This is a genomic window from Synechococcus sp. WH 8101 (assembly GCF_004209775.1).
GTDB lineage: Bacteria > Cyanobacteriota > Cyanobacteriia > PCC-6307 > Cyanobiaceae > Synechococcus_C.
The window spans coordinates 2,599,097-2,621,390 of sequence record NZ_CP035914.1 but is presented as its reverse complement, the minus strand read 5'-3'; the positions used below and the strand labels follow the sequence as shown (position 1 = coordinate 2,621,390).

Sequence of the window (22,294 nt, the reverse complement as noted above, 5' to 3'; positions counted from 1 at the left end):
CATGACCTTTTCTTTGTCGCATCGCCTCGTTGCTGCAGCCGTTGCCTTCGGCAGTGCCTGGTGCATGCCCGGTCTTACTGCCACTCCCGCTGCAGCGGTAGAGCAGTTGGACCTGCGCCTGCCGGTGATGGACATGACCATCCAGCTGCAGATCGGTGAGTCGCGCACGGCCGCCGATTTGATTCGAGCCAATGTCGACCTTCAGGAGCTCGACCGGGCCGGTGATGGTGCGGTGCAGCGCCTGCTCGAGCAGTTGCTCACGGCTCCTTTACCGGAGCAGATCACCGGGGTGGTTCAGCAGTCGTTGGGTCAGCCCTTGTTCGAACAGGCCTTGCTGGCCGCCTCTGAACTGGTGGAGGTGGAGGGCCTGCCGCCCGAGGGGCGCGGGCCCGTGATTGCGGCAGCGCTGGATGCGGCCTATCGCGCCGGTGAACCCCACCTTCTCGGCTTGTTGCGCCAGGTTCCCGGGGAGCGCATCACGCTCAATCTCCAGGCGCTTGCGGCCTATGCCCAGCGGCTTCAGAACAATCAAGATGAGGCCAGGCGCCTTTTGCGTCAGGCCACTGCCGCGACGCCTGCGTCGGCTTCGATCGGCACCCTTGATCCATCGGCATGGCGGCGGCAGGAGGTGACGCTGCCTGTGCCGCATCGTCCTGAGCCGCTCACGCTGATCACCTATCAACCCCAGCAATCTGCCAATGGTCGTCTGGTGGTGATCTCCCATGGTCTCTGGGACGATCCCGCCAACTTTGAGGGTTGGGCTCGGCTGCTGGTGATGAACGGGTACACCGTGGTGCTGCCCAGACATCCCGGCAGTGATTCCGCTCAGCAACAGGCGATGTTGATGGGTGATCAGCCGCCGCCGGGACCGGAAGAAATGCGTTGGCGTCCGTTGGATGTCAGCGCGGTGCTGGATGGGGTTGCAGCTGGCCGCTTGTTGCCGGGCTCCGGGGTGACCCCATCCCTGGTGGCGGTTGTGGGCCATTCCTGGGGTGCCACGGCGGCGCTGCAGCTGGGTGGACTGAACACCACGAGCAGCAAGTTGAAAGCACGCTGCAACGACCCCGCCGATCCCGAGCGGAATCTCAGTTGGGTGTTGCAGTGCAGTTGGCTCGAGGGTTCGGACCAGGGATCGCTTGCTGATCCGCGTGTGCAGGCTGTGGTGGCGGTGAGCCCACCGCTGAAGCTGTTGTTCGATCAGAGCCGTGTTGGCGAAGCCCAGGCCCGCACCCTGATCGTCAGCGGCACCAGCGATTGGGTCGTTCCTCCGGATCCCGAAGCGGTGAGTCCTTTGCGCCAGGCCGGGATCGGCCCCTTGGGCCATCGCCTGGTGCTGGTGGAGGGAGGAGACCACTTCAACCTGCGCGCCCCAGCCGATGGGGCCTCTCCCGCCGTGCTCGGTCCTTTGATTCTGGCCTGGGTGAATCAACAGTTGGCTGTTCCTGCCGCCATCACCTTTCAGGGCGGTGGCTGGGGCAACGCCGAGTACGCCCTGGTGGATGTGACCCCATCGTTGTCGTCACCTCGTTAAGACAGGACCCCCGGGCGAATCAAGCCCTGAATCGTTTGCAGTTCCACATGAAGGGCACGGAGTGTTGGCTGCACGATGCGTGAAAACGTCAGTGTGGGTCTTGCTTTTTGGCGGAAATCGTCGATCGCCATCTTTAGATCTCAGGATCTTTTCATCTTTGTTGATGGATGCTTCCCCTAACAGTTGATCAAGGCAGTCGATCGATTGCTGCGATGTGTGATCGGGTTGGGTGATGGGGTTCAAGCTGCTGCATCTGCATCTGCACGGTCTGTTCCGGTCCCATGAGCTTGAACTCGGGCGTGATGCCGACACCGGTGGCCAGACCCTCTACGTGCTCGAGTTGGCTCGAGGACTGGTTGCCCGTCCGGAGGTGGAGCGGGTTGAGGTGGTGACTCGCCTGATCCAGGACCGACGCGTGTCGAGCGATTACGCCCAGCCCCAGGAGACCATCGCCCCCGGCGCCACGATTCTTCGCCTTCCCTTTGGACCGCGTCGCTATCTGCGCAAGGAACAGCTCTGGCCCTATCTCGATGAGCTGGCCGATCAGCTGGTGGCACGCCTCCAGCAGCCCCAGCATCGCCCCGACTGGATCCATGCCCATTACGCCGACGCCGGGTATGTCGGTGCCCTGGTGAGTCGCCGGCTTGGCATTCCGTTGGTGTTCACAGGCCACTCCCTCGGTCGTGAGAAGTTGCGTCGGTTGTTGGCCGCCGGTGGGGATCACAAGCAGATCGAGCAGTCGTTTTCGATCAGCCGCCGCATCGATGCGGAGGAATTGGCTCTGGCCCATGCCGATCTGGTGATCACCAGCACCCGGCAGGAGGCCCAGGAGCAGTATTGCCGCTACGGACGCTTCCGGGCCGATCAGGCGGAGGTGGTGCCGCCAGGTGTGGATGCCAGTCGTTTCCATCCCCGCTCCATTCCTGCTGAATCCGAGGCTGTGGACGGGTTGCTGGATCCTTTTCTGAGGGACCCGTCTCTGCCGCCTCTGCTGGCAATTTCCCGGGCGGTGCGACGCAAGAACATCCCCGCCCTGGTGGAAGCTTTCGGTCGTTCCTCGCTCCTGCGTCAACGCCACAACCTGGTGCTGGTGCTGGGCTGTCGTGAGGATCCGCGCCAGCTGGAGAAACAGCAGCGGGAGGTGTTTCAGCAGGTGTTCGACCTGGTGGATCGCTACGACCTTTACGGTCAGGTGGCCTACCCGAAACAGCACCGGCGCGCTCAGATTCCGGCCATCTATCGCTGGGCGGCCCAGCGGCGCGGCCTGTTTGTGAACCCGGCGCTCACCGAACCCTTCGGGCTCACCCTGCTGGAGGCCGCGGCCTGCGGCATGCCGATGGTGGCCACCGATGACGGTGGGCCCCGCGACATCCTGGCCCGCTGCGATAACGGTCTGCTCGTGGACGTGACCGATCTGGAGGCGCTTCAAGACGGTCTGGAGCGGGCCGGATCCGATCCCGAGCGCTGGCGGCGTTGGCGCGACAACGGCATTGAGGCGGTCAGCCGCCACTTCAGTTGGGATGCCCATGTCCGCCATTACCTGGCCCTGATGCAGCGCCGCATCGAGCGAGCGCAGTCGCTGGCCCGGTCCCAGCCGCGTTCGCTGCTACTGGAGCCGCGGCCGCTGGCCGATCGCCTGCTGCTTCTCGACCTCGACAGCAGCCTGGAACAGCCGGAGACCGAGGCGCTCCAGGCCCTGCGTCAGCACCTCAACGCACCGGAGGGGTCCGCCACGTCATCCGCCGGCAGTCTGGGCGTCCTGACCGGACGCTCCCTGGCGGCGGCTCGTCAGCGTTTCGCTGAGCTTCACTTGCCGCAGCCGGCTGTCTGGATCACCAGGGCTGGCACGGAAATTGTTTATGCCGATCAGCAGGATCCCGACCCGCTCTGGTCGGAACGGATCGGCGTGGATTGGCAGCGTCAGGACGTGGAGCAAGCCCTGGCTGATCTCAGCGCCCATCTGGAACGCCAGGACCCTGCTCAGCAGGGTCCTTTCAAGCTCAGTTTTCTGCTGCGGCAATCAGGTGAAGCGATCCTGCCCCTGGTGCGTCAAAGGTTGCGGCAGCGGCGACTCGCCGCCCGTCCCCATCTGCGTTGTCACTGGTTTCTCGATGTGTTGCCGCTGCGGGCCTCCCGCAGTGAGGCCATCCGATTTCTCTCCCTGCGCTGGCAGCTTCCACTCGAGCGGATTCTTGTGGTGGCCAGCCAGCAGGGGGATGGGGAACTGGTGCGTGGCCTTCCCGCCACGGTGGTTCTCGCTGACCACGACCCCAGCCTGGAGTGTTTCCGTCAGCAGCAGCGGGTGTTCTTTGCCAGCCGTTCGCGCCTGTCCGGCCTGCTGGAGGGATTGCAGCACTACCGCTTTCTCTCGCGGCGTTAGGTCTCCAGCACCTGGATGCAAGCGGCGGCCTGATCGGCTCGGCGGCGGGCCGTGTCCAGATCGTGACCCTGCGCCAGGGCCACACCCATGCGCCGGCCCGGCCTTGCACTGGGCTTTCCGAACAGCAACACCTCGGTGTCCTCGAGCTGGAGGGCAGCGTGCAGGCCGGAAAACCGCACGGTGCTCAGATGTTGCTCGGCCAGGATCACCCGGCTGGCGGAGGGTTGGCGGCAGCGGATCGCCGGGATCGGCAGGCCGAGCACGGCCCGGAGGTGCAGGTCGAATTCGCTCAGGTTCTGACTGATCAGGGTGACCAGTCCGGTGTCATGGGGTCGGGGTGACAGCTCCGAGAAGATCACCTCGTCGCCACAAAGGAAGAATTCCACACCGAACAATCCGGCGCCCCCGAGATTGTCGGTGACGGCCCGGGCCATGGCCTGGGCCTGCTCCAGTTGTGCGTTGGAGAGGGCTGCGGGTTGCCAGCTGCACTGATAGTCACCGCCGCTCTGTTCATGACCGATCGGTGGGCAGAACAGGGTGGTGCCATCCAGTTGGCGGATGGTGAGCAGGGTGATTTCCAGATCAAAGCGCAGGAATTCCTCCACGATCACCCGGTCACCACTGCCGCGGGCTCCGGACACGGCCGTCTGCCAGGCTGCGGCGAGGTCGGACGCAGCCTGCACCACGCTCTGCCCTTTGCCGGAGGAGCTCATCACCGGCTTCACCACCACAGGCCAGCCGAGAGGTGCTGCAACCTCTTGCAGCTCTTTCAGGCTGGAGGCATAGGCAAAGCGGGCTGTGCGCAGGCCGAGGCTGCCGGCGGCCAGGTCCCGAATCCGGTCGCGATTCATGGTCACGGCCGTGGCCCGGGCTGTGGGGATGACCCGGATCCCTTCGGATTCCACAGCGGCGAGCGCATCCACCGCCAGGGCTTCGATTTCCGGGATCACCACATCGGGCTGGTGTCGTCGCACCACGGCCTGCAAAGCTTCTGCGTCGGTCATGGTGAACACCTCCGCTTGATCGGCCACCTGCATGGCCGGTGCCTCGGCGTAGCGGTCGCAGGCGATCACCCGACAGCCCAGCCGCTGGGCTGCAATTGCCATCTCTTTTCCCAGTTCGCCGCTGCCCAGCAGCAGCACCGTTTTCGGAAACAGGGTCATCGTTGGGGGCAGGGCAGCATGGGGTGATCTTCGCGCTCTGCCGGCTATGCCCTTCGTTCTTGCCTTATCCACGGCCGGGGATGCGGCGGATGGACTGCTCTTCGGTTGGGAGATTGCCAGCTTGCAGAAGTGGGCCCTGATTTATCTGGGTGTGTCTTCCCTGGCCTTTGTGATCGTGTGGATCGTGGGGGCCCTCAGGACCAGGCCATGAAGGCTGAGGGGGTGATCAGGGTTTCGACCAGCTGTTGCAGGCGGGATCCAACGTAGCCGGGGATTCTGCGCAGCAGCCTCAGGATCCAGAGCCAGCGTTCCTGTCCTTTCGGCAGGGTGGTGGCCTGGTTCTGCAGCGCTGCCGGTAGTGGTGTCAGCGGGCTTGTGCGGGGTGAGTTCCGGCGCTGTCGCCAGCGGCGGATCAGCACCAGTGCGCCCACACCCGCCACGACGGGGGCTGAGATTCCAAGCAGCGACGCCAGTTCCAGTTCGAGCATGATCCTCAGAGCAACAACGACCCAAGCCCCATCACTCCGTAGAGAGCAACAAGCTGGACTCCTTCATACCAGTCGAGTTCGTTGTTTTCAGTAATCCAATGCACGGCCAACACCGTAATGGTGGTGCAACCCAGAGCGACCAGGGGGATGCTCAGGTGCAGGAAGCGACCCATCGGCCATCCCAGCAACACCAGCACCGGCAGCACGAACATCAGCAACTGGCCGCTGGATTCCAGGGTGCTGGTCACAGCCAGATCCATGCGGCCGCGGGAGGCGGCGCTGATGGCGATCACGCCTTCGGCGGTGCAGCCGAACAAGGGCAGCAGAAACAGACCGATGAACAATTCGCTGAGATGGCTCCCCTGCACCAGGGTTTCCAGGGCATCCACCAGGGGCTCGGAAACCAGCACCACCAGCACACTCACCACGGCCATGGCCGCGAGGATCGCGGGCAGACGGGGCAGATGGCGCCGATCGTTCTCGGCTGCTTCGACGCCATCCGCTTGCAGGATGTCATCCGCCTCAGCATTGAAGAAGGTGCGATGGGTGCCGAGCTGGAGCAGGAAGGACAGCAGGTAGTAGCCCAGGATCAGCAGCGCCACGATCAGGGAATAGACGGCAAAGCGATCGAGGGCGTTGGTGCCCGACATCGGTTGGATGCCTTCACCGATGCCGAAGACGGTGGGCACCGCAAGGAACAGCAGGCTGAGCAACAGTTGGCGCGCCTGCAGATTGGTGCTGTGTGGCCTGATCTTCACCTTTTTCTGGCGACGACCGGCCCAGATGGTGCTGACTCCCAGCACCAGCAGGCAATTGGTGATCACGGCGCCGGCCACCGACACCACCACCAGGCTGTAGAGACCGCTGCCCAGGGCGGTGATCGAGATCACCAGCTCCACCAGGTTGCTGAGGCCCACGCTCACCACACCGCTATAGCGGTCACCCAGGTGCTCACTCAGCTCATCCACCAGGATCGAAATCATCCGGGCCAGTGGCACCAGGGCCACACCGAAGCCGAGAAAGCGCACCGCTTCCATCCCGGCACCTTCCGGCTGCAGAGGAGCGGTCAGCACCAGGGTGAGTGCTGGCAGCAGCAGCAGCGACCACCGCGTCAGGCCGTGATGGCGTAGGAGTGTCGCGGTGTCGCGCAGGGTGCGGTGCATCAGCCCCGGGTCATGGGTCGAGATCGTTGATCAGGGTGAGTTGCCGTTCAGGCGAGGCTTCGTTGATGAAACCCCAAGCGGCGAAAACCTCCGGATCGCCATGGGTGATGCGCGGTTGACCGTGTTGATGCTCGAGGCTGAAGCCCTCGGCAGCCATCCGTCGCATCAGGCTGGCCGCCTCTTCAAACCGTGCCGCCATCGCTTCCAGACTGGCGCAGTCACTGGTCAGACCGGCTTCCTTCCAGGTGAAGTAGTGCATGGTGGTGCAGTCAGGTGGGGCGAAGAGCCAGACCGATCAGCACCAGAGCGGCAGTGATCAGCCAGAAGCGGCGCACCACAGTTTGTTCGCTCCAACCGCTGAGCTCAAAGTGATGGTGCAGGGGGGCCATCCGGAACAGGCGTCTGCCTACCCCATCGGCTCCTTTGGTGGCTTTGAACACCCACACCTGGAGAATCACCGACAGCGATTCCGCCAGGAACACGCCCCCCATCAGCAGCAGAGGCCAGAGGCTGTTGCTGAGGAGTGCCACGGCGCTGAGACAGGCTCCCATCGCCAGCGATCCGGTGTCACCCATGAACAGGCGGGCTGGATTGCGGTTGTGGGCCAGAAAGCCGAGCCAGGCTCCTGCCATCGCCATGCAGAAGCCAGCCAGGGCCGGATCACCGCTGTTGCCTCGCAGCATCAGCTGCAGGGCCAGGCCTGTGAACACAAGAGCACCGCAGCCGGAGGCCAGACCATCGAGACCATCGGTGAGGTTCGTGGCATTGCTCTCCGCCAGGAACACAAACAGGGCCAGGGGCCAGATCAGCCAGGCCAGGGGCAGGGCGAGGTTCCAAGGCAGGGCGATGCTGCTGCTGATCCAGCCCTGCCAGGCGGCGACCGCCAGGAACAGTGCCGCGATGAGAGCTTGGAGGAGCAGTTTTCCCCGTGCCGTCAGCCCCTTGTTGGTCTTTCGGGTGAGGCTGCGCCAGTCATCGATGCCGCCAATCACCATGTAAGCCAGGGTCACGGCCGCAACAGCGAGCAGGCGGTTGGCATTGTCTTGCCCCACGGCGCTGAGGGAGCCGATGATCACGCCCACCGGCACCACGAGCAGGCCACCCATCGTGGGCGTGCCCCCCTTGCGCAGGTGGGCCTGGGGCCCGTCCTCCCGGATCACCTGGCCCATTTTCAAAGCACGCAACCTGGGTACACCCCAGGCGGTGGTGACGGTGGCGATCAGGGTCGCCACCACCAAGGGCACACTCAACAGGCTGTTGGGGATCCAGCGATCCGCGGCGAAGGCTGCAACAACGATCACAACCGCCAGCACCAAGGCACTGATGCGGCCCACCACCTGGTTGGAGCGATTCGCCGATGGCGATGGCGCCGAAAGGTCGCTCACGGCAGGCAGGGCGCAGAGACGGGCCGAGGATAGGGCGACCCAGACGTCCGGGATTCAGTCTTCCCAGTTCTCTTCGTTCTGCTCGTCGGCGGCGTTGTAGTCCTCCTTTTCGCCCATCAGTGCCGAGAGCTCTTCCTCTTCCACCGTGCTCACTTCCGGTGAGGTTGATTCCTCATCTTCCACAAGACGGCCACTGGTCTCCAGCCAGCTCAGCAGATCGGGCTCTTCCCGCAGCGGCAGCACCGGCGCCGGCTCCCGGCGCCCGTAACGGGTGAGGGCCGGGTTGATGCTGTCGAGGGCACTGCTCATCGCGGAGGACAAGTCCAATCAGTCCAATCCACCATCATAGAAGACCGCTTCCCAGCCTCCCGTGATCGATGAATGGATGCGTCTCGGCGCCGTGTGGCTGCTGGCGCTGCTGATCAGCCTTGCACTGCGGGTCTGGGGTGCGACCCATCCCGGCCCTGTGGCGATCGGCTGGCTCACGGTGCCGGTGCTCGTGTTCGGCCCTGCCCTTGTGCTGGCGGTCTGGCTGCTGCTGGCCCGGATCGGCTGGGATGGAGAATCAGACGATCGTGATCTGGAGTCCAGTTGATGGGGCGCGCGAAGAAGGTGGTGCTCGCCTATTCGGGTGGGGTGGATACCAGCGTTTGCATTCCCTACCTGAAACAGGAGTGGGGCGTCGAGGAGGTGATCACCTTCGCTGCCGATCTCGGACAGGGGGATGAACTAGAGCCCATCCGGATCAAAGCGCTGGAGGCCGGGGCCAGTCAGTCGCTGGTGGGCGATCTGGTCGATCCCTTCATCCGGGAGTTCGCGTTTCCGGCCATCCGTGCCAATGCGCTTTATGAGGGGCGCTATCCCCTCTCCACCGCCCTGGCCCGTCCCTTGATCGCCCGCCGGTTGGTGGAGGTGGCTCGGGAGGTGGGTGCCGATGCGGTGGCCCATGGCTGCACCGGGAAGGGCAACGATCAGGTGCGGTTTGATGTGGCGATCGCCGCCCTGGCTCCAGACCTCAAAGTGCTGACTCCGGCGCGTGAGTGGGGCATGAGTCGTGAAGAAACGATCGCCTATGGCGAGCGCTGTGGCATCCCGGCACCGGTCAGCAAAAAGTCGCCCTACTCGATCGATCTCAATTTGCTGGGCCGCAGCGTTGAGGCCGGTCCCCTTGAGGATCCGATGGTGGCACCTCCGGAGGAGGTGTTCGCGATGACGCGTCCGGTGGCCGAGACCCCCGATGCCGCTGAGGAGATTGAGATCAGTTTTGAGGCCGGCAACCCAGTGGCCATCAATGGCCAGCGTCTCGATCCAGTGGCGCTGATCCGGGAGGCGAATCGCCTTGCCGGCCTTCACGGCATCGGCCGTCTCGACATGATTGAGAACCGGGTCGTGGGGATCAAGAGTCGCGAGATCTATGAGACCCCGGGGCTGTTGTTGTTGATCCAGGCCCATCAGGAGCTGGAAAGCCTCACCCTGGCGGCGGATGTGTTGCGCACCAAGCGCCAGCTGGAAATGCAGTGGGCCGATCTGGTGTATCAGGGGCTCTGGTTCGGACCGCTGAAGGAAGCGCTGGATGGCTTCATGGATCGCACCCAGGAGCATGTGCACGGAGTGGTGCGGCTGCGACTGCACAAGGGCTCGGCCATGGTCACCGGTCGTGCCTCCTCAACCAGCAGCCTCTACGTACCGGCGATGGCGTCTTACGGCAGCGAAGACCAGTTCGACCACCGTGCTGCCGAGGGGTTTATCTACGTGTGGGGCCTGCCGATCCGGCTCTGGGCCGCAGCGCGTCGGCGTTGATCGGCGTTCAGGCTGCGTCCTGTTGTGAGGCGGCATCCGGGGTGCGGCGGCGCCAACGCATCGCCGCCTTGAGCAGGGGTGGCGTGGAACTGTGCAGCAGGGTCTGGGTTCTCGCCAACAGCCGATAGCGTTCCAGCAACGGTTCCAATCGTTGCTGGAACTTGCGTTCAAACAGCTCTGGAAGTTCAGCCAGCAGGGCTTCGTAGTCGTCGAGCTGAGCTTCCAGCTCCCGCACGCGCTGCCGGAGCTGGATCACTTCAGAGCTGGGGGATGGCGCTGTGGCTTGATCGTCGCTGGTTGTGCGTTGCAGCCAGAGGGGCGCAGGGGCCTGATGGAACTGGGAGGGCTCATCCATGGCCGGACGCTATCGCCAGGCCACGGCGGGCACAATCCCTGGTCCGGGACTGGATCAGGCCGGGGCGGCGGCTTCGCTCTGAGCAGCAGCGGCTTCGCTGCCGGGCATGACGCGCGGTGCAGGCAGAGGACCGTCCTGCTTGACGGTGAGGTAACGGATCACGTCTTCGCTGAGCCGCATCGCTTTTTCCAGCACGGCCACCTGTTGCCCGTCACCGTTGTGGCTCAGCTGCACGTAGATGCCTTCCTTGTGCTTGGCGATTGGATAGGCCAGGCGACGTTTGCCGCGCATCTGGTTGTCGAGCACCTCGGCACCCGCTTCCACAAGGATGTCCCGATATTTGGTCAGGTGCGACTCAACTTCCTCCTCCGGGATATCCGGACGGAGGATGTACATGGTTTCGTAATACGGCTGCAAGGTCATGGAATCCGATCCGACGAGGACTGAAGGCTCACCAGGGTGAGCGACGGATCCACCACCTTATCGCCCGGGGGGTTGACCGTTCAGTAGAGCTGCATCCGCACCGCCTGGCTCAATCCGGGCAGATCCGGTTCCCGACCGCGCACGCATTCGATCACCGCAAAGATCACCACCGCCAGCACAGCGATCATCACTGTGCTGGACAACGTGCGCAGGATCAGACCGCCCCCCAGAGGTTGCAGCAGGATCGCGAAGGCATAGCCCAGCAGCACCACGATGATGTCCACCAGCAGGGCCTGCAGGGTGTTGAAGCGGATGAAGTAGGGAACGTTGGGATTGCGGACCACCGCAAGAAACAGCAGGAAGAAGACCAGCAGATTGCCGAAGGGGATCCCCCGTTCCAGGAGCACCAGCGGCAAGGAAGGCAACGTCAGCCATTGCAGCCAGGGGAACTGGCCCATCAGGTGGCCGCCGAAGGGGATCGCATCACTCCAGGGCAACAGGTAGACCAGCAGCCCGAGAAGCCGCTGCCAGACGGGAGTCGTCATCGAGGGTTGGTGATTTGGGTGACGCTAGGCGGTCAGCCCCGATCAGCCAGGGCCGCTTCGGCGGCGTGGCGCATCACGGCAACGGGCACGTCGCTTCGCTCAGACCAGAGCCTCAGGGCAGCAGCCCCTTGTTGCACCAGCATCTCCAGTCCATCCAGCGTGCGGCAGCCATGGGCGGCCGCATCGGTGAGCAGTCGGGTCGGTCGCGGCGTGTAGATGATGTCGTAAACCCAGCACTCGGGCTTCAGTCGCTGGATGTCGCCAGGGGTGAGGGGGCTGGCGAGGACAGCGTCGGGGTTGTGGGGTGAGGCCATGCCCAGTGGCGTGGTGTTCACCACCAGATCGGCCATTTCCAGAGCCTGCTCCAGAGCCGCCTGATGGCGCCAGTCCAGGCCGGTGAGACTCGGTGCCCAGGCGCCGCAATCCTGTTGGAATGCCGCCAAGGCGTCGGGACGCCGTCCGGCGATCTGGATCTGCTCACAACCCAGGGTGGTGATGGCGGCCACGATCGCCCTGGCGCTGCCGCCACAGCCGAGCACCAGGGCTTTGCGACCTTGCCAGTCGGATTGGGCCTCCCGCAGCGGTGCGATGAATCCCTCCACATCCGTGTTGGTGCCAAACCAGCCACCGTCGGCGCGCGGCACCAGGGCATTGACCGCGCCGAGGCGCTGGGCCAGGGGGCTGAGCTCGGCGCAGAGGGGCACCACGCTGTGTTTGTGCGGGATGGTCACGTTGAGGCCGCGGCAGCCCACGGCGCGCAGGCCTCGCACCACGGTTTCCAGATCGTTGGCCTGGGTGGGAAGCGCCAGAAAGATCCAGTCGAGCCCCATCGCTTCCAGGGCGGCGTTGTGCATCACCGGTGAGAGGGAGTGGTGCACCGGATCACCGAGCAGACCCACCAGGGCTGTTCGAGCGTTGGCTGTCGTTGGGTTGGTCATGGGGTCAGTGTCCAGGATCGACCGGCCTGTCTGTTCGGGAACCACACCTCGCCTGCAGGGCTCACCCCTGATGAGGATGCAGAGGTTCAAGACGGACTGTTTTTAGGAGGTGGGCATCGATGGGCAAGGTTGTCGGCATTGACCTTGGAACCACGAATAGCTGCGTGGCGGTGATGGAGGGTGGCAAGCCCACCGTGATCGCCAACGCGGAAGGGTTCCGTACCACACCATCGGTGGTGGCCTACACGAAGAACCAGGATCAGCTGGTGGGGCAGATCGCCAAACGTCAGGCGGTGATGAACCCTGACAACACGTTTTATTCCGTCAAGCGGTTCATCGGTCGTCGTGTTGATGAAGTGAATGAGGAGTCGAAGGAGGTCAGCTATTCCGTTGAGAAAGCTGGCTCCAACGTCAAGGTCAAGTGTCCGGTGCTCGACAAGCAATTCGCCCCTGAGGAGGTGAGTGCCCAGGTGCTGCGCAAGTTGGCTGAGGATGCCGGCAAATACCTGGGAGAAACAGTGACCCAGGCGGTGATCACCGTTCCCGCCTATTTCAACGATTCCCAGCGCCAGGCCACCAAGGATGCCGGCAAGATTGCCGGCCTTGAGGTGCTGCGCATCATCAACGAACCCACCGCCGCTGCTCTCGCCTACGGCCTCGACAAGAAGAGCAATGAGCGCATCCTGGTCTTCGACCTCGGTGGCGGCACCTTCGATGTGTCCGTGCTCGAAGTGGGCGATGGCGTGTTCGAGGTGCTCTCCACCTCCGGCGACACCCATCTCGGTGGTGACGATTTCGACAAGGTGATTGTGGATCACCTGGCCGACAGCTTCAAATCCAATGAAGGCATTGACCTGCGTCAGGACAAGCAGGCCCTGCAGCGCCTCACGGAAGCGGCCGAAAAAGCCAAGATCGAACTCTCCAGCGCCACGCAGAGTGAGATCAATCTGCCCTTCATCACCGCGACCCCTGAGGGCCCGAAGCATCTCGACCTCACCCTCACCCGCGCCAAGTTCGAGGAGCTGGCCTCCAAGCTGATCGATCGTTGCCGCGTGCCTGTGGAGCAGGCGCTCAAGGACGCCAAGCTCTCCGCTGGTGAACTCGATGAGATCGTGATGGTGGGTGGATCCACCCGGATCCCCGCCGTGTTGGAGCTGGTGAAGCGGATCACCGGTAAGGACCCCAACCAGACCGTGAACCCCGATGAAGTGGTGGCCGTGGGCGCCGCCATTCAGGGCGGTGTGCTCGCCGGTGAGGTTAAGGACATCCTGCTGCTTGATGTCACCCCCCTGTCTCTCGGTGTGGAGACCCTGGGTGGTGTGATGACCAAGATGATTCCGCGCAACACCACCGTTCCCACGAAGAAGTCGGAGACCTATTCCACGGCGGTGGATGGTCAGACCAATGTGGAAATTCACGTGCTCCAGGGTGAGCGCGAGATGGCCAGCGACAACAAGTCGCTTGGAACCTTCCGCCTCGACGGCATTCCCCCCGCTCCCCGTGGCGTGCCTCAGATCGAAGTGACTTTCGACATCGATGCCAACGGCATTCTGAGCGTGACCGCCAAGGACAAGGGCAGCGGCAAGGAGCAGAGCATCTCGATCACCGGTGCCTCCACACTCTCCGAGCAGGAGGTGGAGAATATGGTGAAGGATGCCGAGGCCAATGCCAGCGCCGATAAGGAGAAGCGTGAGCGGATCGACCTGAAGAACCAGGCGGAAACGCTCGTGTATCAGGCCGAAAAACAGCTGGGCGAACTGGGTGACAAGGTGGACGCCGAGGCCAAGGCCAAGGTGGAGGAGAAGCGTACCCAGCTGAAGGAAGCCACGGAGAAGGAAGACTTCGACAGCATGAAGTCTCTGCTCGAGCAGTTGCAGCAGGAGCTCTACGCCCTGGGTGCCTCGGTGTATCAACAGGCCGGCGCTGATGGCGCTGCAGCCCCCGGCGCCGATGGCGCTCCCGGTGCAGCCGGATCTGGCAGCAATGCTGGTGATGATGTGATCGACGCGGAATTCACCGAATCGAAGTGATTCACGTCTGAGTGTTGGATCGCGCTAATATCCGCATGAAGAAAGGGGGGCCCTAAGGCCCCCCTTTTTGTTGTCTGACGCATCAGACGGTTTGGGTTCAGAGGATCACTTGCTGATCTGGGCCACAGCGGCTTTCGACTTCTCCACCACACCGGCGGGAAGCGACACATAGCCCAGTTCCGGAGCCTGGCTCTGCGACTTCTCGGAGAGCATGAAATCGAACGCTTTTTTCAGCAGCTCGGTCTTCTCACCGTTGCCTTCCTTGTAGGCCAGGATCCAGGTGAAGGTGACGATGGGATAGCCCTTGGGGGGATTGGGGTTACCACCGATCAGCTCGGGGCCGAGGTCGATCGAATCGAGGGCGGTGCTCTCGGATTCGTTGGTGGGCTTCACCTGCTCACCGGACGCGTTGGCAAGGGCGGCAGCCTGGAGATTGCCTTTCACGTAGGCCACTTCCACGTAGCCCAGACCACCCTCAATCTGATTCAGCTGGGCTGCCACACCCTCATTGCCCTTGGCACCAACACCGGTGGGCCAGGCGACTGTCTTGGCTGCACCAGGGCCGTTTTTCCAGGCTTCGCTGATGGCGGCAAGGTGCTTGGTGAAGTTGTAGGTGGTGCCGGAACCATCGGAACGATGCACGACAGAGATCTTTTTGTCGCCGCAGCCGAGCTCGTTGTAGTTGGTGATCTTGCCGAGGAAGATGCCGGCAAGTTGCTCTTGGGTGAGCTTCAGTTCACAACCGGGGTTGTTGTAGGCCACCGCGATGGCACCGGCGGTCATCGGGATCTGGAGCACGCCGCGGGCCACTTTCGCCACTTCATCGGGCTTCATCGGCGCATCGGAGGCGCCGAAGTCCACGGTGCCGGCGGTGAACTGGCGGACACCGGCGCCGGAGCCGACTGACTGATAATTGACGTTGACTCCTTCAGGAGCGAGTTCCTGGAACCAGCGGGTGTAGATCGCGGCGGGGAAGGACGCACCGGCGCCGCTCAGGTTGCCCTTGACCTGATCACCACCACCACCACCGCCTCCGAAGGAGCAGGAGGCCAGGGTCAGGGTGGCGGTCACGCCGGCAGCTGCGGTCAGCGCACGGTTGCGGAGGGTTCGACGCATGTTCTCGACAGAAAGGGGTCGGTGGAGTCAGGTCCACCTGGAAACCCTATGCAGAGCAAGCGAAATCGAGTTTAAGACGACGTAAGGCTCGCGCTTCACAGCCGCTTGGCCTGGGTGCAGGCCCATTCCGCTGTGGCCGGTGCGAGCAGCACACCATTGCGGTAGTGACCGGTCGCCACCATTAGACCGGGTTCGAGCACCTCCAGCAGTGGTGCCGGCCGGTTCAGCGGTCGCGCTCTCAGGCCCTGCCAGCACTGGATCACTTCAGCGGCTTGCAACCAGTCGGGGGCTTGGCCTTGCAGGGTTTGCATGGCGTTGAGCCGGGCAGGGTCCGCCTCTGCGCCGGGTTCGAGTGTGGCCCCGAGCCAGAGTCGGTTGTGGCTGTGGCGCACCAGATTGAAGCCCTGGCAGACGAGCACCGCTGGCCAGTCGGCTCCTGGCCTGATCCCATCCGGCAGTTGCAGATCGAGCACCTGCCCCAGCACCGGCTCCATCGGCAGATCGTGGTTGAGTTGCCGCAACAGGGTCTGGCTGGCGAGAGCCGCGCAGATCAGCAGTTGCTCCACCTGCAGGCTCTCACCCGTGTCGAGCTGTAGCTGCCAGGGTTGGGTTCGGCCCGCTGTCGGTCGTTCGATTGCGGACACCGAGGCGGCGATCTGGCGCACACCGCGTTGATGCAGCGCGTGCCTGAGGGCTCCCAGCAGGGCGAGCGGATCGATCCGACCATCACGCTCGGATTGCAGGGCGCCGTGGTCAGCACCGGGCCAGTGCGGATGCTGACGTTTCAAGGTCTGGGGGCTCAGGAAGCGCAGGCCCAGGTCAGCTCGCTCCGCCGCCAGCTGCTGCTGGCGTTGGCCTTCTTCGGCACTGGCGGCCATCTGCACCAAAGACGTCTCGAGTTGCAGCGGACTCTCGGGCCGGTTCAGCTCCTCGGCCCACTCGGGCCAGAGCGCCATGCTTCTTTGGCGCAAGCGCCAGGCCCTGCCGCTGGAGCGACGGAACACCAGCCCCATCAGGATGCCGAGGGAGGCCATCGTGCCGTTCAGACCATGTCTGGCTGGGGCAGGGCCGCCACTCTCCGGTTGGCGTGAGAGGGGCGCCTGAAGGCCGGGATCGATCAGGGTGACCTCGAATCCCTCGCGCACCAGGCGCCAGGCACAGCCGGCACCGACGGCGCCGGCTCCGATCACAGCAATCGATCCGGTCAGCTGAGCGCCTGCGCCGGAATCACCTTGGCGTAATTGGAGAAGCCGGTGGCCACGTCCACATAGGCCTTCTGCAGTTTGGTGCCGTCCTGAAGACGGGCTGCTTCATCGAGTTCGGCCAGGGAACTCTTCAGGCTTGCGGCGAGCGCCTCAGCATTGGCGCGATCCTGGGGGAGCAGGCGCTGGTTGATGTAAAGCATCTCGCGGCCCACCTCCTGCATGGGGCCATGAATCAGGTTGCGGGTGAAGGTCCAGTCGCGCTGGTTCACCAGCGTGGCCAATTCCGGCAGTCGCTCCTGAGCACTCAGGAATCCCTCCGCCTGGCGGCGGATCACGGCCATGTCGTCGGGGCTGATCGTGATGGGCTTGGCTTTGGCATTGCCGCTGCAGGCCGCGAGGCCGAAGCAGAGGACCAGACAGAGGCAGAACGCAGCGAGGCGACGCAGAGCGCTCAGCATGGGATTCGAGACAAGGTTTGGCGACTTTAGCTGCGTTCCGCGGAGGCCTTCCTCTGGATCCTGCAGGGTCAGAATCGAAGCGTCCCCACGCTCCAGCCGTGTTGTCCGCTTCGGTGATTCTTCAGCTGATCTGTCCGGATCGGCCCGCCTTGGTGAGTGAGCTGGCGGGCTGGGTGGCGGCGAACGGCGGCAACATCCGCCATGCCGATCACCACACCGACGCTGGCGCCGGCTTGTTCCTCAGCCGGATCGAATGGGGTCTGGAGGGGTTCGGGCTGCCCCGCGAGGCGATTGCCCCCTCCGCAGCGGCCCTGGCCCAACGGCTCGACGGCGAGGCCCAGCTCCATTTCTCCGATGAACATCCCCGGGTGGCGATTCTCGCCAGCAAGCAGAGCCACTGTCTGCTTGATCTGCTCTGGCGAGCGCGCAGCGGCGAACTGCCGATGCAGGTGCCGTTGGTGATCGCCAATCACCCTGATCTCGAGCCGATCTGTGCCGATTTCAACATTCCGTTTGTGTGTGTGCCTGTGGAGCGCAATCGCAAGGCGGAAGCGGAGCAGACCATGCTGCAACTGCTCCGGGAGCACGACGTGGAACTCGCGGTGCTCGCCAAATACATGCAGGTGCTGAGCGCCGATTTTCTGGAGCAGTTCCCCACCGTGATCAACATTCACCACTCCTTCCTGCCCGCCTTCAAGGGCGCGCAGCCCTACCACCGGGCCTGGGAGCGGGGCGTCAAATTGATCGGTGCCACCGCCCACTATGTGACGGAGGACCTGGATGCCGGACCGATCATCGAGCAGACGATTGCCCACGTGAGCCATCGCGATGAGGTGGAGGATCTGATCCGGAAAGGGCGCGATACGGAGCGTCTCGCTCTGGCCCGGGCGCTGCGACTGCATCTGCGTCGCCAGGTGATGGTCTATCGCGGCCGAACAGCCGTGTTCGCCTGATGGCCGGGCTGCCATGACGATCGCTTGGGTGCTGTTCCAGCTGGGTCTGTTTCTGTTGCCTTCTTCGGCGCTGCTGGCGAGCCTGCTGTTGTTCCCAGCCCTGCTGGTCGGCAGCGTCCGTCGTGAAGGTCCCTTCTGGGCGGATCCCTGGAATGCCCCACTCCTGTTCGCCGCAACGGCGATGCTGCTGGGGTGCTTCGGTGCCTATTCCGGTTCCCTCGCCTGGGCCGGTCTCGCCAACTGGTTGCCCTTCTTCTGGGGGTTCTGGGGGTTTCAGCCCTTTGTCGCCGATGCTCGCGCCCGTCGCCGTGCCGGACTCTGTCTGGTGGCCGGCACCGTGCCGGTGCTGGTCACGGGGTTGGGTCAGCTGTGGTGGGGGTGGCAGGGCCCCTGGCAGTTGTTCGGTGGGCTGATCATCTGGTTTGTGACCCCCGGCGGTGAGCCGAGCGGTCGTCTTTCGGGGCTGTTTGATTACGCCAACATCGCCGGGGCCTGGTTGGCGATGGTCTGGCCGTTCGCCCTCGCTGCCTTGGTGCAGCCCGGTCTCAGCGTTCGTCGGCGTGCCGTGGTGGTGATGTTGGCGGCGGCGCAGGTGGCGGCGCTCCTGCTCACCGATTCCCGTAACGCCTGGGGGGCCCTGGTGCTGACGGTGCCGGTGGTGCTGGGCCCTCCGAGCTGGCCCTGGTTGTTGCCGCTGCTGTTGCTCGCCCTGCTCCCCGTGCTGTTGGCGGTGCTTCCCGGTGTGCCGTTGCTCTTGCAACAGCCGGCCCGTGCCCTGGTGCCCGACGGCATCTGGTCGAGGCTCACCGACAGCCGCTACGGGGCGGAGCGGGCCGTCGCGTCGACGCGCCTCAGTCAGTGGGGGGTGGCTCTGCAGCTGATCAGTGAACGCCCCTGGCTCGGTTGGGGCGCCGCTGCGTTCTCCGTGCTCTATCCCCTGCGCACCGGCAAGTGGCATGGCCATGCCCACAATCTTCCCCTCGAGCTGGCCGTGAGCCATGGCCTGCCGGTGGCCCTGGCCGTGATCGGCCTGGTGTTGGCGTTGTTGATCACGTCCCTGCGCCTGGGCCTGCGCGGACTGTTCGAGCGGGCCTGGTGGGCAGCGGTGTTGATCCTCGTGGTGCTCCATGGCACCGACATGCCTTTTTTCGACAGTCGTCTCAACATCGCCGGCTGGATCCTGCTGGCCGGTCTGCGCTGTCAGATCAGGTCAGGCCGAGAGCCTGCCGGCGATGCCCCTGCAGCGTCTCTTGGTTGAGGGGGCCGTCGAGATGGCTCCAGGGCAAGGTCCGCTCCTCGCTCCAGGTGTCATGCACCACCTCCTCCCAGGGCGGTGGCAGGGGCAGCTCCACGCCGGCACTCCGGGCTGGTGCCAGTTCACCGGCGCGGGCTTGGCGGTAGGCCTTTTTCCACCCCCCCAGGCTGTCCTGGGAGCCCCGCACGGCTGCGATCACGGGGGCGAGGCGGCGATCGCTGCGTGACAGCAGGGCCTGGATCACACTCCAGCCATAGCTTTCCGGGCGCAGGTCGATGCCCTTCGGTTTCAGACGCTTGGCCAGCAGTTTCAGCCGCTTCTCCGCTTCCGGCCTCACCCCCTGCCACTGGAATGGGGTCTGGGCCTTGGGCACGAAGGTGCTCACGCCCAGCGTCAGGCGCAGACCCGGTGTGTGCTGTTTCAACTCCAGCAGGAGCTTGGCCGTTGCCTCCACATCGTCGTTCTCCTCCTGCGGCAGTCCCACCATGCCGTAGAGCTTCAGCCCGCTCAGCCCCCCCTCCTTGGCATGGCGAGCCGCCGCTTCAATCTCCGCCGTGCTGAGCTTCTTGTTCACCAGCTGGCGCATCCGTTCGCTGCCGCTCTCGATCGCGATCGTGAGGGATTTGCTGCCGCGCCGGGACAGGGTGCTGGCCAGCTCAGGGGTGACCGTGGCCGCGCGCACCGAACTGACGCTGACCCGCAGGTCGTTGAAGCGATCTTGGTTCAGCCATTGCAGTAGCGCCTCGAACTGGGGGTGCTGGGTCACCGATGCCCCCAGCAGTCCCAGGCGGCGCGTGGCGGTTAAACCCTGTTCCACCGCCGGGATCAGGCCGTCCTCCAGTGAGGGGGTGCGGAAGGGAAGGGTGAGGTAGCTGGCCAAACAGAAACGGCAAAGCTCCGGGCAGCTGCGCACCACTTCCACCATGTGGATGTTGGGCCAGGCCGCCTCGGGTGTGATCACGGTGGAGTGGCTGAGGCTGTTGCCGCGCCAGGTTTGTTTCGCGATCCGCGGCGGAAGCGACGCCTGGGTGGCTTCGATGGCGCGCAAGTGGCCGTTGCTGTCGTAGCGGGGGGCATAGAGAGCCGGCACGTAGACCCCTGGCACCGAGGCCAGATGCTGCAGGCGTTCGCTGCGGCGGCCATCCCGACAGGCCTGGAGAGCATCGATGAAGCGGGGCAGGAGCTCTTCGCCGTCGCCGAGCAGGATCACATCGAAGAAGGGAGCCAACGGCTCCGGGTTGGCGGTGAGCACCGGCCCACCACCGAACACCAGCGGATCGGTGTCGCCGCGATCGGCACTCCAGATCGGAATGTTCTGCTGCTCCAGCAGATCGAGCAGCACCGGACCATCCAGCTCCCAGCTCAGGGAGAGACCGAACAGATCGCAGTGGCGATGCTGGGGGTCGCCCTGATCGGTGAAGAGGCGGCGCACATCCAGATCGGCGCGCATCGCCAGGCTGGCCCACACGAGTTGGAAGCCGAGGCTGGTGATGCCCACGGTGTACGTGCTGGGAAAGGCAAGCACCACCTTCAGGGCACCGGCCTCCGGCACCGCGGGCTCAAACAGCAGGGTTTCCTGGTTCAGCAGGACAATGGCATCACCCTGTCATCCTGCAGGGTCGTCCGGCGATCGGGCGGTCCGGCCAGGGGGCTGGGGGGGCTGAAAGGCACGACGGCGCACCGAACCATCCCAGGCATGGTGAATGCCGCCGCGCCGTTCCCGTTGGGCCTGCAGATGGCTCTCCACCAGCAGCTCCATCCCCATCTGGCGTTCATAGATTGAACGGTGATCAAACAGCCGTGCCACGAGAAAACTGGCCAGGCACGCCACCAGGATCGGTTTGAGGATCAGCAGATCCTTGGTGAGGGCAAAGGCCAGAAACATCGCTGTGATCGGCGTGCGGGAACAGCTGGCCACAAAGGCGCCCATGCCGGCAAACACATAGGTGCTGGGCACGTGGCCGGTGAGCGCCTCCACCCAGATGCCGCAGGCCAGGCCGATGGCTCCTCCCAGGGTGAGCATGGGAAAGAAGAGCCCGCCCGGCGCTCCGGATGAGGCCGCCAGCCCCGTGCTGAAGAACAAGACGGCAAAGGTGCCCAGGGCCATCGGGATGTCGGCCTTGCCGTCGGCGATCAGATGCTGGAGGCCTTCGAGGTTGTGAAACGGTTCGGGCAGGAAGGCATAGACCCCTCCCAGCACGCCACCACTGATCACCATGCGCAGCACGAGTCGGTCTCCGAACCAGGCATTGCCGCGGCGCTGCATGGCCAGCACATAGCGGCAGTAGAGCTCTGCGAGCACTCCGACGACCATGCCTAGCGCGATCAGATAGCCGAGATCGATCGGTAGAAAATTCACCAGCGGTGTGTATTCCCTTTCGAGTTGAAAGCCTTCGGTGGCGTCAAGTCCGCCGCTGCTGGGACTGAGGCCGGCCAGGCCCAGGACGTCGGCCCAGGCATCGGCCCAGAAGGTGGTGACGATCACCAGCAGCAACACCACCGGCCGGGCGGAATGCAACAGTTCCTCCACCGCATACACAAAGCCACCGATCGGTGCACTGAACACCGCGGCGATGCCGGCGCCACCGCCGGCAGCCACGATCACTCGGCGGAACGCCACCGGGGCCTTCAACCAGCGCGCCATCTGCCACGCCACCGAGCCACCCATCTGGACGGCAGGACCTTCCGGGCCGAGGGGAAAGCCGCTGCCGATGGCCACGATGCCCGCCACCAGTTTCACCAGGCCCACCTGGAGGCCCATGGGCACGGCTCTGTGTTTGAGAAAGCCCATGATGTGGGTGATGCCGGAGCCGCCAGCGGCGGGCGCCAGGTTGGACACCATCAGGCCTGAGATCAGCCCCCCCAGGGCGCCAAGGGCGGGGAGGACGGCCCACGCCGGCAGGCCTGCCAGCAGATCCAGGCGCCAGCTGCCCAGAAGCTTGATGCCGGCTTTGAACAGCACCCCGGTGAGGGCGGCCCCAAGACCGGTGAGCATCAGGGCCAGCACCACCACCCACCAGCGCCGTTCCAGCAGCCGGCGGATGCTGCGACTGGAACCGAGTTGGTGGCGGCGTTGTTTCAGTTCACTCAGAACAACCATGGAGGT

The 22,294-nt window shown here is 64.4% G+C and carries 23 protein-coding genes; 8 read left to right on the top strand and 15 right to left on the bottom strand.

Going from position 1 to position 22,294, the window contains the following annotated elements; translation table 11 throughout:
- The first annotated feature begins 1 nt into the window (after position 1).
- Positions 2-1,531, top strand: a complete 1,530-nt coding sequence (locus SynWH8101_RS13910; protein WP_130130258.1) for an esterase — start codon at positions 2-4, stop codon at positions 1,529-1,531.
- A gap of 232 nt (positions 1,532-1,763) precedes the next feature.
- Entirely contained in the window at positions 1,764-3,911 is a 2,148-nt protein-coding gene (locus SynWH8101_RS13905) for an HAD family hydrolase (RefSeq protein ID WP_130130257.1), read from the top strand.
- Here the strand turns inward: SynWH8101_RS13905 and purT are convergent.
- Positions 3,908-5,074, bottom strand: a complete 1,167-nt coding sequence (gene purT / locus SynWH8101_RS13900; protein ID WP_130130256.1) for a formate-dependent phosphoribosylglycinamide formyltransferase — start codon at positions 5,072-5,074, stop codon at positions 3,908-3,910. The two genes, SynWH8101_RS13905 and purT, sit on opposite strands and share 4 nt — an antisense overlap.
- Positions 5,075-5,120: 46 nt before the next feature.
- Here purT and SynWH8101_RS13895 point away from each other — a divergent pair, with 46 nt between their 5' ends.
- The gene (locus tag SynWH8101_RS13895; protein WP_007101144.1) at positions 5,121-5,285 is read left to right on the top strand and encodes a hypothetical protein; all 165 of its coding nucleotides are present in this window, start codon (positions 5,121-5,123) and stop codon (positions 5,283-5,285) included.
- Here the strand turns inward: SynWH8101_RS13895 and SynWH8101_RS13890 are convergent.
- Genes SynWH8101_RS13890 through SynWH8101_RS13870 form a run of 5 tightly spaced genes read right to left on the bottom strand, consistent with a single transcriptional unit; the run spans position 5,269 to position 8,419 of the window.
- Complete coding sequence (locus SynWH8101_RS13890) at positions 5,269-5,562, bottom strand: hypothetical protein (RefSeq protein WP_130130255.1); 294 nt, start codon at positions 5,560-5,562, stop codon at positions 5,269-5,271. The two genes, SynWH8101_RS13895 and SynWH8101_RS13890, sit on opposite strands and share 17 nt — an antisense overlap.
- Before the next feature lie 5 nt (positions 5,563-5,567).
- Positions 5,568-6,725, bottom strand: a complete 1,158-nt coding sequence (locus SynWH8101_RS13885; protein WP_130130254.1) for a calcium:proton antiporter — start codon at positions 6,723-6,725, stop codon at positions 5,568-5,570.
- 10 nt (positions 6,726-6,735) lie between these two features.
- Entirely contained in the window at positions 6,736-6,984 is a 249-nt protein-coding gene (locus SynWH8101_RS13880; protein WP_007101147.1) for a hypothetical protein, read from the bottom strand.
- Positions 6,985-6,994: 10 nt separating this feature from the next.
- Complete coding sequence (gene mraY / locus SynWH8101_RS13875; protein ID WP_130130253.1) at positions 6,995-8,110, bottom strand: phospho-N-acetylmuramoyl-pentapeptide-transferase; 1,116 nt, start codon at positions 8,108-8,110, stop codon at positions 6,995-6,997.
- Between the two features lie 54 nt (positions 8,111-8,164).
- Entirely contained in the window at positions 8,165-8,419 is a 255-nt protein-coding gene (locus tag SynWH8101_RS13870) for a DUF3134 domain-containing protein (protein ID WP_007101149.1), read from the bottom strand.
- A gap of 61 nt (positions 8,420-8,480) precedes the next feature.
- Between SynWH8101_RS13870 and SynWH8101_RS13865 the strand changes: the two genes are divergently transcribed.
- Positions 8,481-8,705: a hypothetical protein gene (locus SynWH8101_RS13865; protein WP_130130252.1), complete on the top strand. Its 225-nt coding sequence runs from the start codon at positions 8,481-8,483 to the stop codon at positions 8,703-8,705.
- Positions 8,705-9,910: an argininosuccinate synthase gene (locus tag SynWH8101_RS13860; RefSeq protein ID WP_130130251.1), complete on the top strand. Its 1,206-nt coding sequence runs from the start codon at positions 8,705-8,707 to the stop codon at positions 9,908-9,910. Before SynWH8101_RS13865 ends, SynWH8101_RS13860 begins: the two co-directional genes overlap by 1 nt.
- Before the next feature lie 7 nt (positions 9,911-9,917).
- Here the strand turns inward: SynWH8101_RS13860 and SynWH8101_RS13855 are convergent, their stop codons facing one another.
- From SynWH8101_RS13855 to SynWH8101_RS13840, 4 genes are all read right to left on the bottom strand, one after another.
- Entirely contained in the window at positions 9,918-10,265 is a 348-nt protein-coding gene (locus SynWH8101_RS13855; RefSeq protein ID WP_130130250.1) for a hypothetical protein, read from the bottom strand.
- A gap of 54 nt (positions 10,266-10,319) precedes the next feature.
- The gene (gene rpsF, locus SynWH8101_RS13850) at positions 10,320-10,688 is read right to left on the bottom strand and encodes a 30S ribosomal protein S6 (protein ID WP_130130249.1); all 369 of its coding nucleotides are present in this window, start codon (positions 10,686-10,688) and stop codon (positions 10,320-10,322) included.
- 80 nt (positions 10,689-10,768) lie between these two features.
- Positions 10,769-11,233: a Tic20 family protein gene (locus SynWH8101_RS13845; RefSeq protein WP_130130248.1), complete on the bottom strand. Its 465-nt coding sequence runs from the start codon at positions 11,231-11,233 to the stop codon at positions 10,769-10,771.
- A gap of 32 nt (positions 11,234-11,265) precedes the next feature.
- Positions 11,266-12,171 (bottom strand): shikimate dehydrogenase, encoded by a 906-nt coding sequence (locus SynWH8101_RS13840; RefSeq protein ID WP_130130247.1) that lies wholly within the window; start codon positions 12,169-12,171, stop codon positions 11,266-11,268.
- Between the two features lie 119 nt (positions 12,172-12,290).
- Between SynWH8101_RS13840 and dnaK the strand changes: the two genes are divergently transcribed.
- Positions 12,291-14,201, top strand: a complete 1,911-nt coding sequence (dnaK, locus tag SynWH8101_RS13835) for a molecular chaperone DnaK (RefSeq protein WP_130130246.1) — start codon at positions 12,291-12,293, stop codon at positions 14,199-14,201.
- 105 nt (positions 14,202-14,306) lie between these two features.
- On the opposite strand, the gene pstS is transcribed toward dnaK, so the two are convergent.
- The 3 genes from pstS to psbQ form a co-directional block, all read right to left on the bottom strand.
- Positions 14,307-15,317, bottom strand: coding sequence for a phosphate ABC transporter substrate-binding protein PstS (gene pstS, locus SynWH8101_RS13830; protein WP_130130245.1), 1,011 nt, complete (start codon positions 15,315-15,317; stop codon positions 14,307-14,309).
- 95 nt (positions 15,318-15,412) lie between these two features.
- Positions 15,413-16,507 (bottom strand): FAD-binding oxidoreductase, encoded by a 1,095-nt coding sequence (locus tag SynWH8101_RS13825; RefSeq protein ID WP_130130244.1) that lies wholly within the window; start codon positions 16,505-16,507, stop codon positions 15,413-15,415.
- 14 nt (positions 16,508-16,521) lie between these two features.
- The gene (gene psbQ, locus SynWH8101_RS13820) at positions 16,522-16,980 is read right to left on the bottom strand and encodes a photosystem II protein PsbQ (RefSeq protein ID WP_130130243.1); all 459 of its coding nucleotides are present in this window, start codon (positions 16,978-16,980) and stop codon (positions 16,522-16,524) included.
- Between the two features lie 98 nt (positions 16,981-17,078).
- Here psbQ and purU point away from each other — a divergent pair, with 98 nt between their 5' ends.
- Positions 17,079-17,933: a formyltetrahydrofolate deformylase gene (gene purU, locus SynWH8101_RS13815; protein WP_038000999.1), complete on the top strand. Its 855-nt coding sequence runs from the start codon at positions 17,079-17,081 to the stop codon at positions 17,931-17,933.
- 13 nt (positions 17,934-17,946) lie between these two features.
- Positions 17,947-19,191, top strand: a complete 1,245-nt coding sequence (locus SynWH8101_RS13810; protein ID WP_130130242.1) for an O-antigen ligase — start codon at positions 17,947-17,949, stop codon at positions 19,189-19,191.
- Here the strand turns inward: SynWH8101_RS13810 and SynWH8101_RS13805 are convergent.
- Positions 19,139-20,713: a radical SAM protein gene (locus tag SynWH8101_RS13805; protein ID WP_254428134.1), complete on the bottom strand. Its 1,575-nt coding sequence runs from the start codon at positions 20,711-20,713 to the stop codon at positions 19,139-19,141. The genes SynWH8101_RS13810 and SynWH8101_RS13805 overlap by 53 nt on opposite strands.
- A gap of 81 nt (positions 20,714-20,794) precedes the next feature.
- Positions 20,795-22,288: a ClC family H(+)/Cl(-) exchange transporter gene (locus tag SynWH8101_RS13800; protein WP_130130240.1), complete on the bottom strand. Its 1,494-nt coding sequence runs from the start codon at positions 22,286-22,288 to the stop codon at positions 20,795-20,797.
- Between the last annotated feature and the right edge of the window lie 6 nt (positions 22,289-22,294).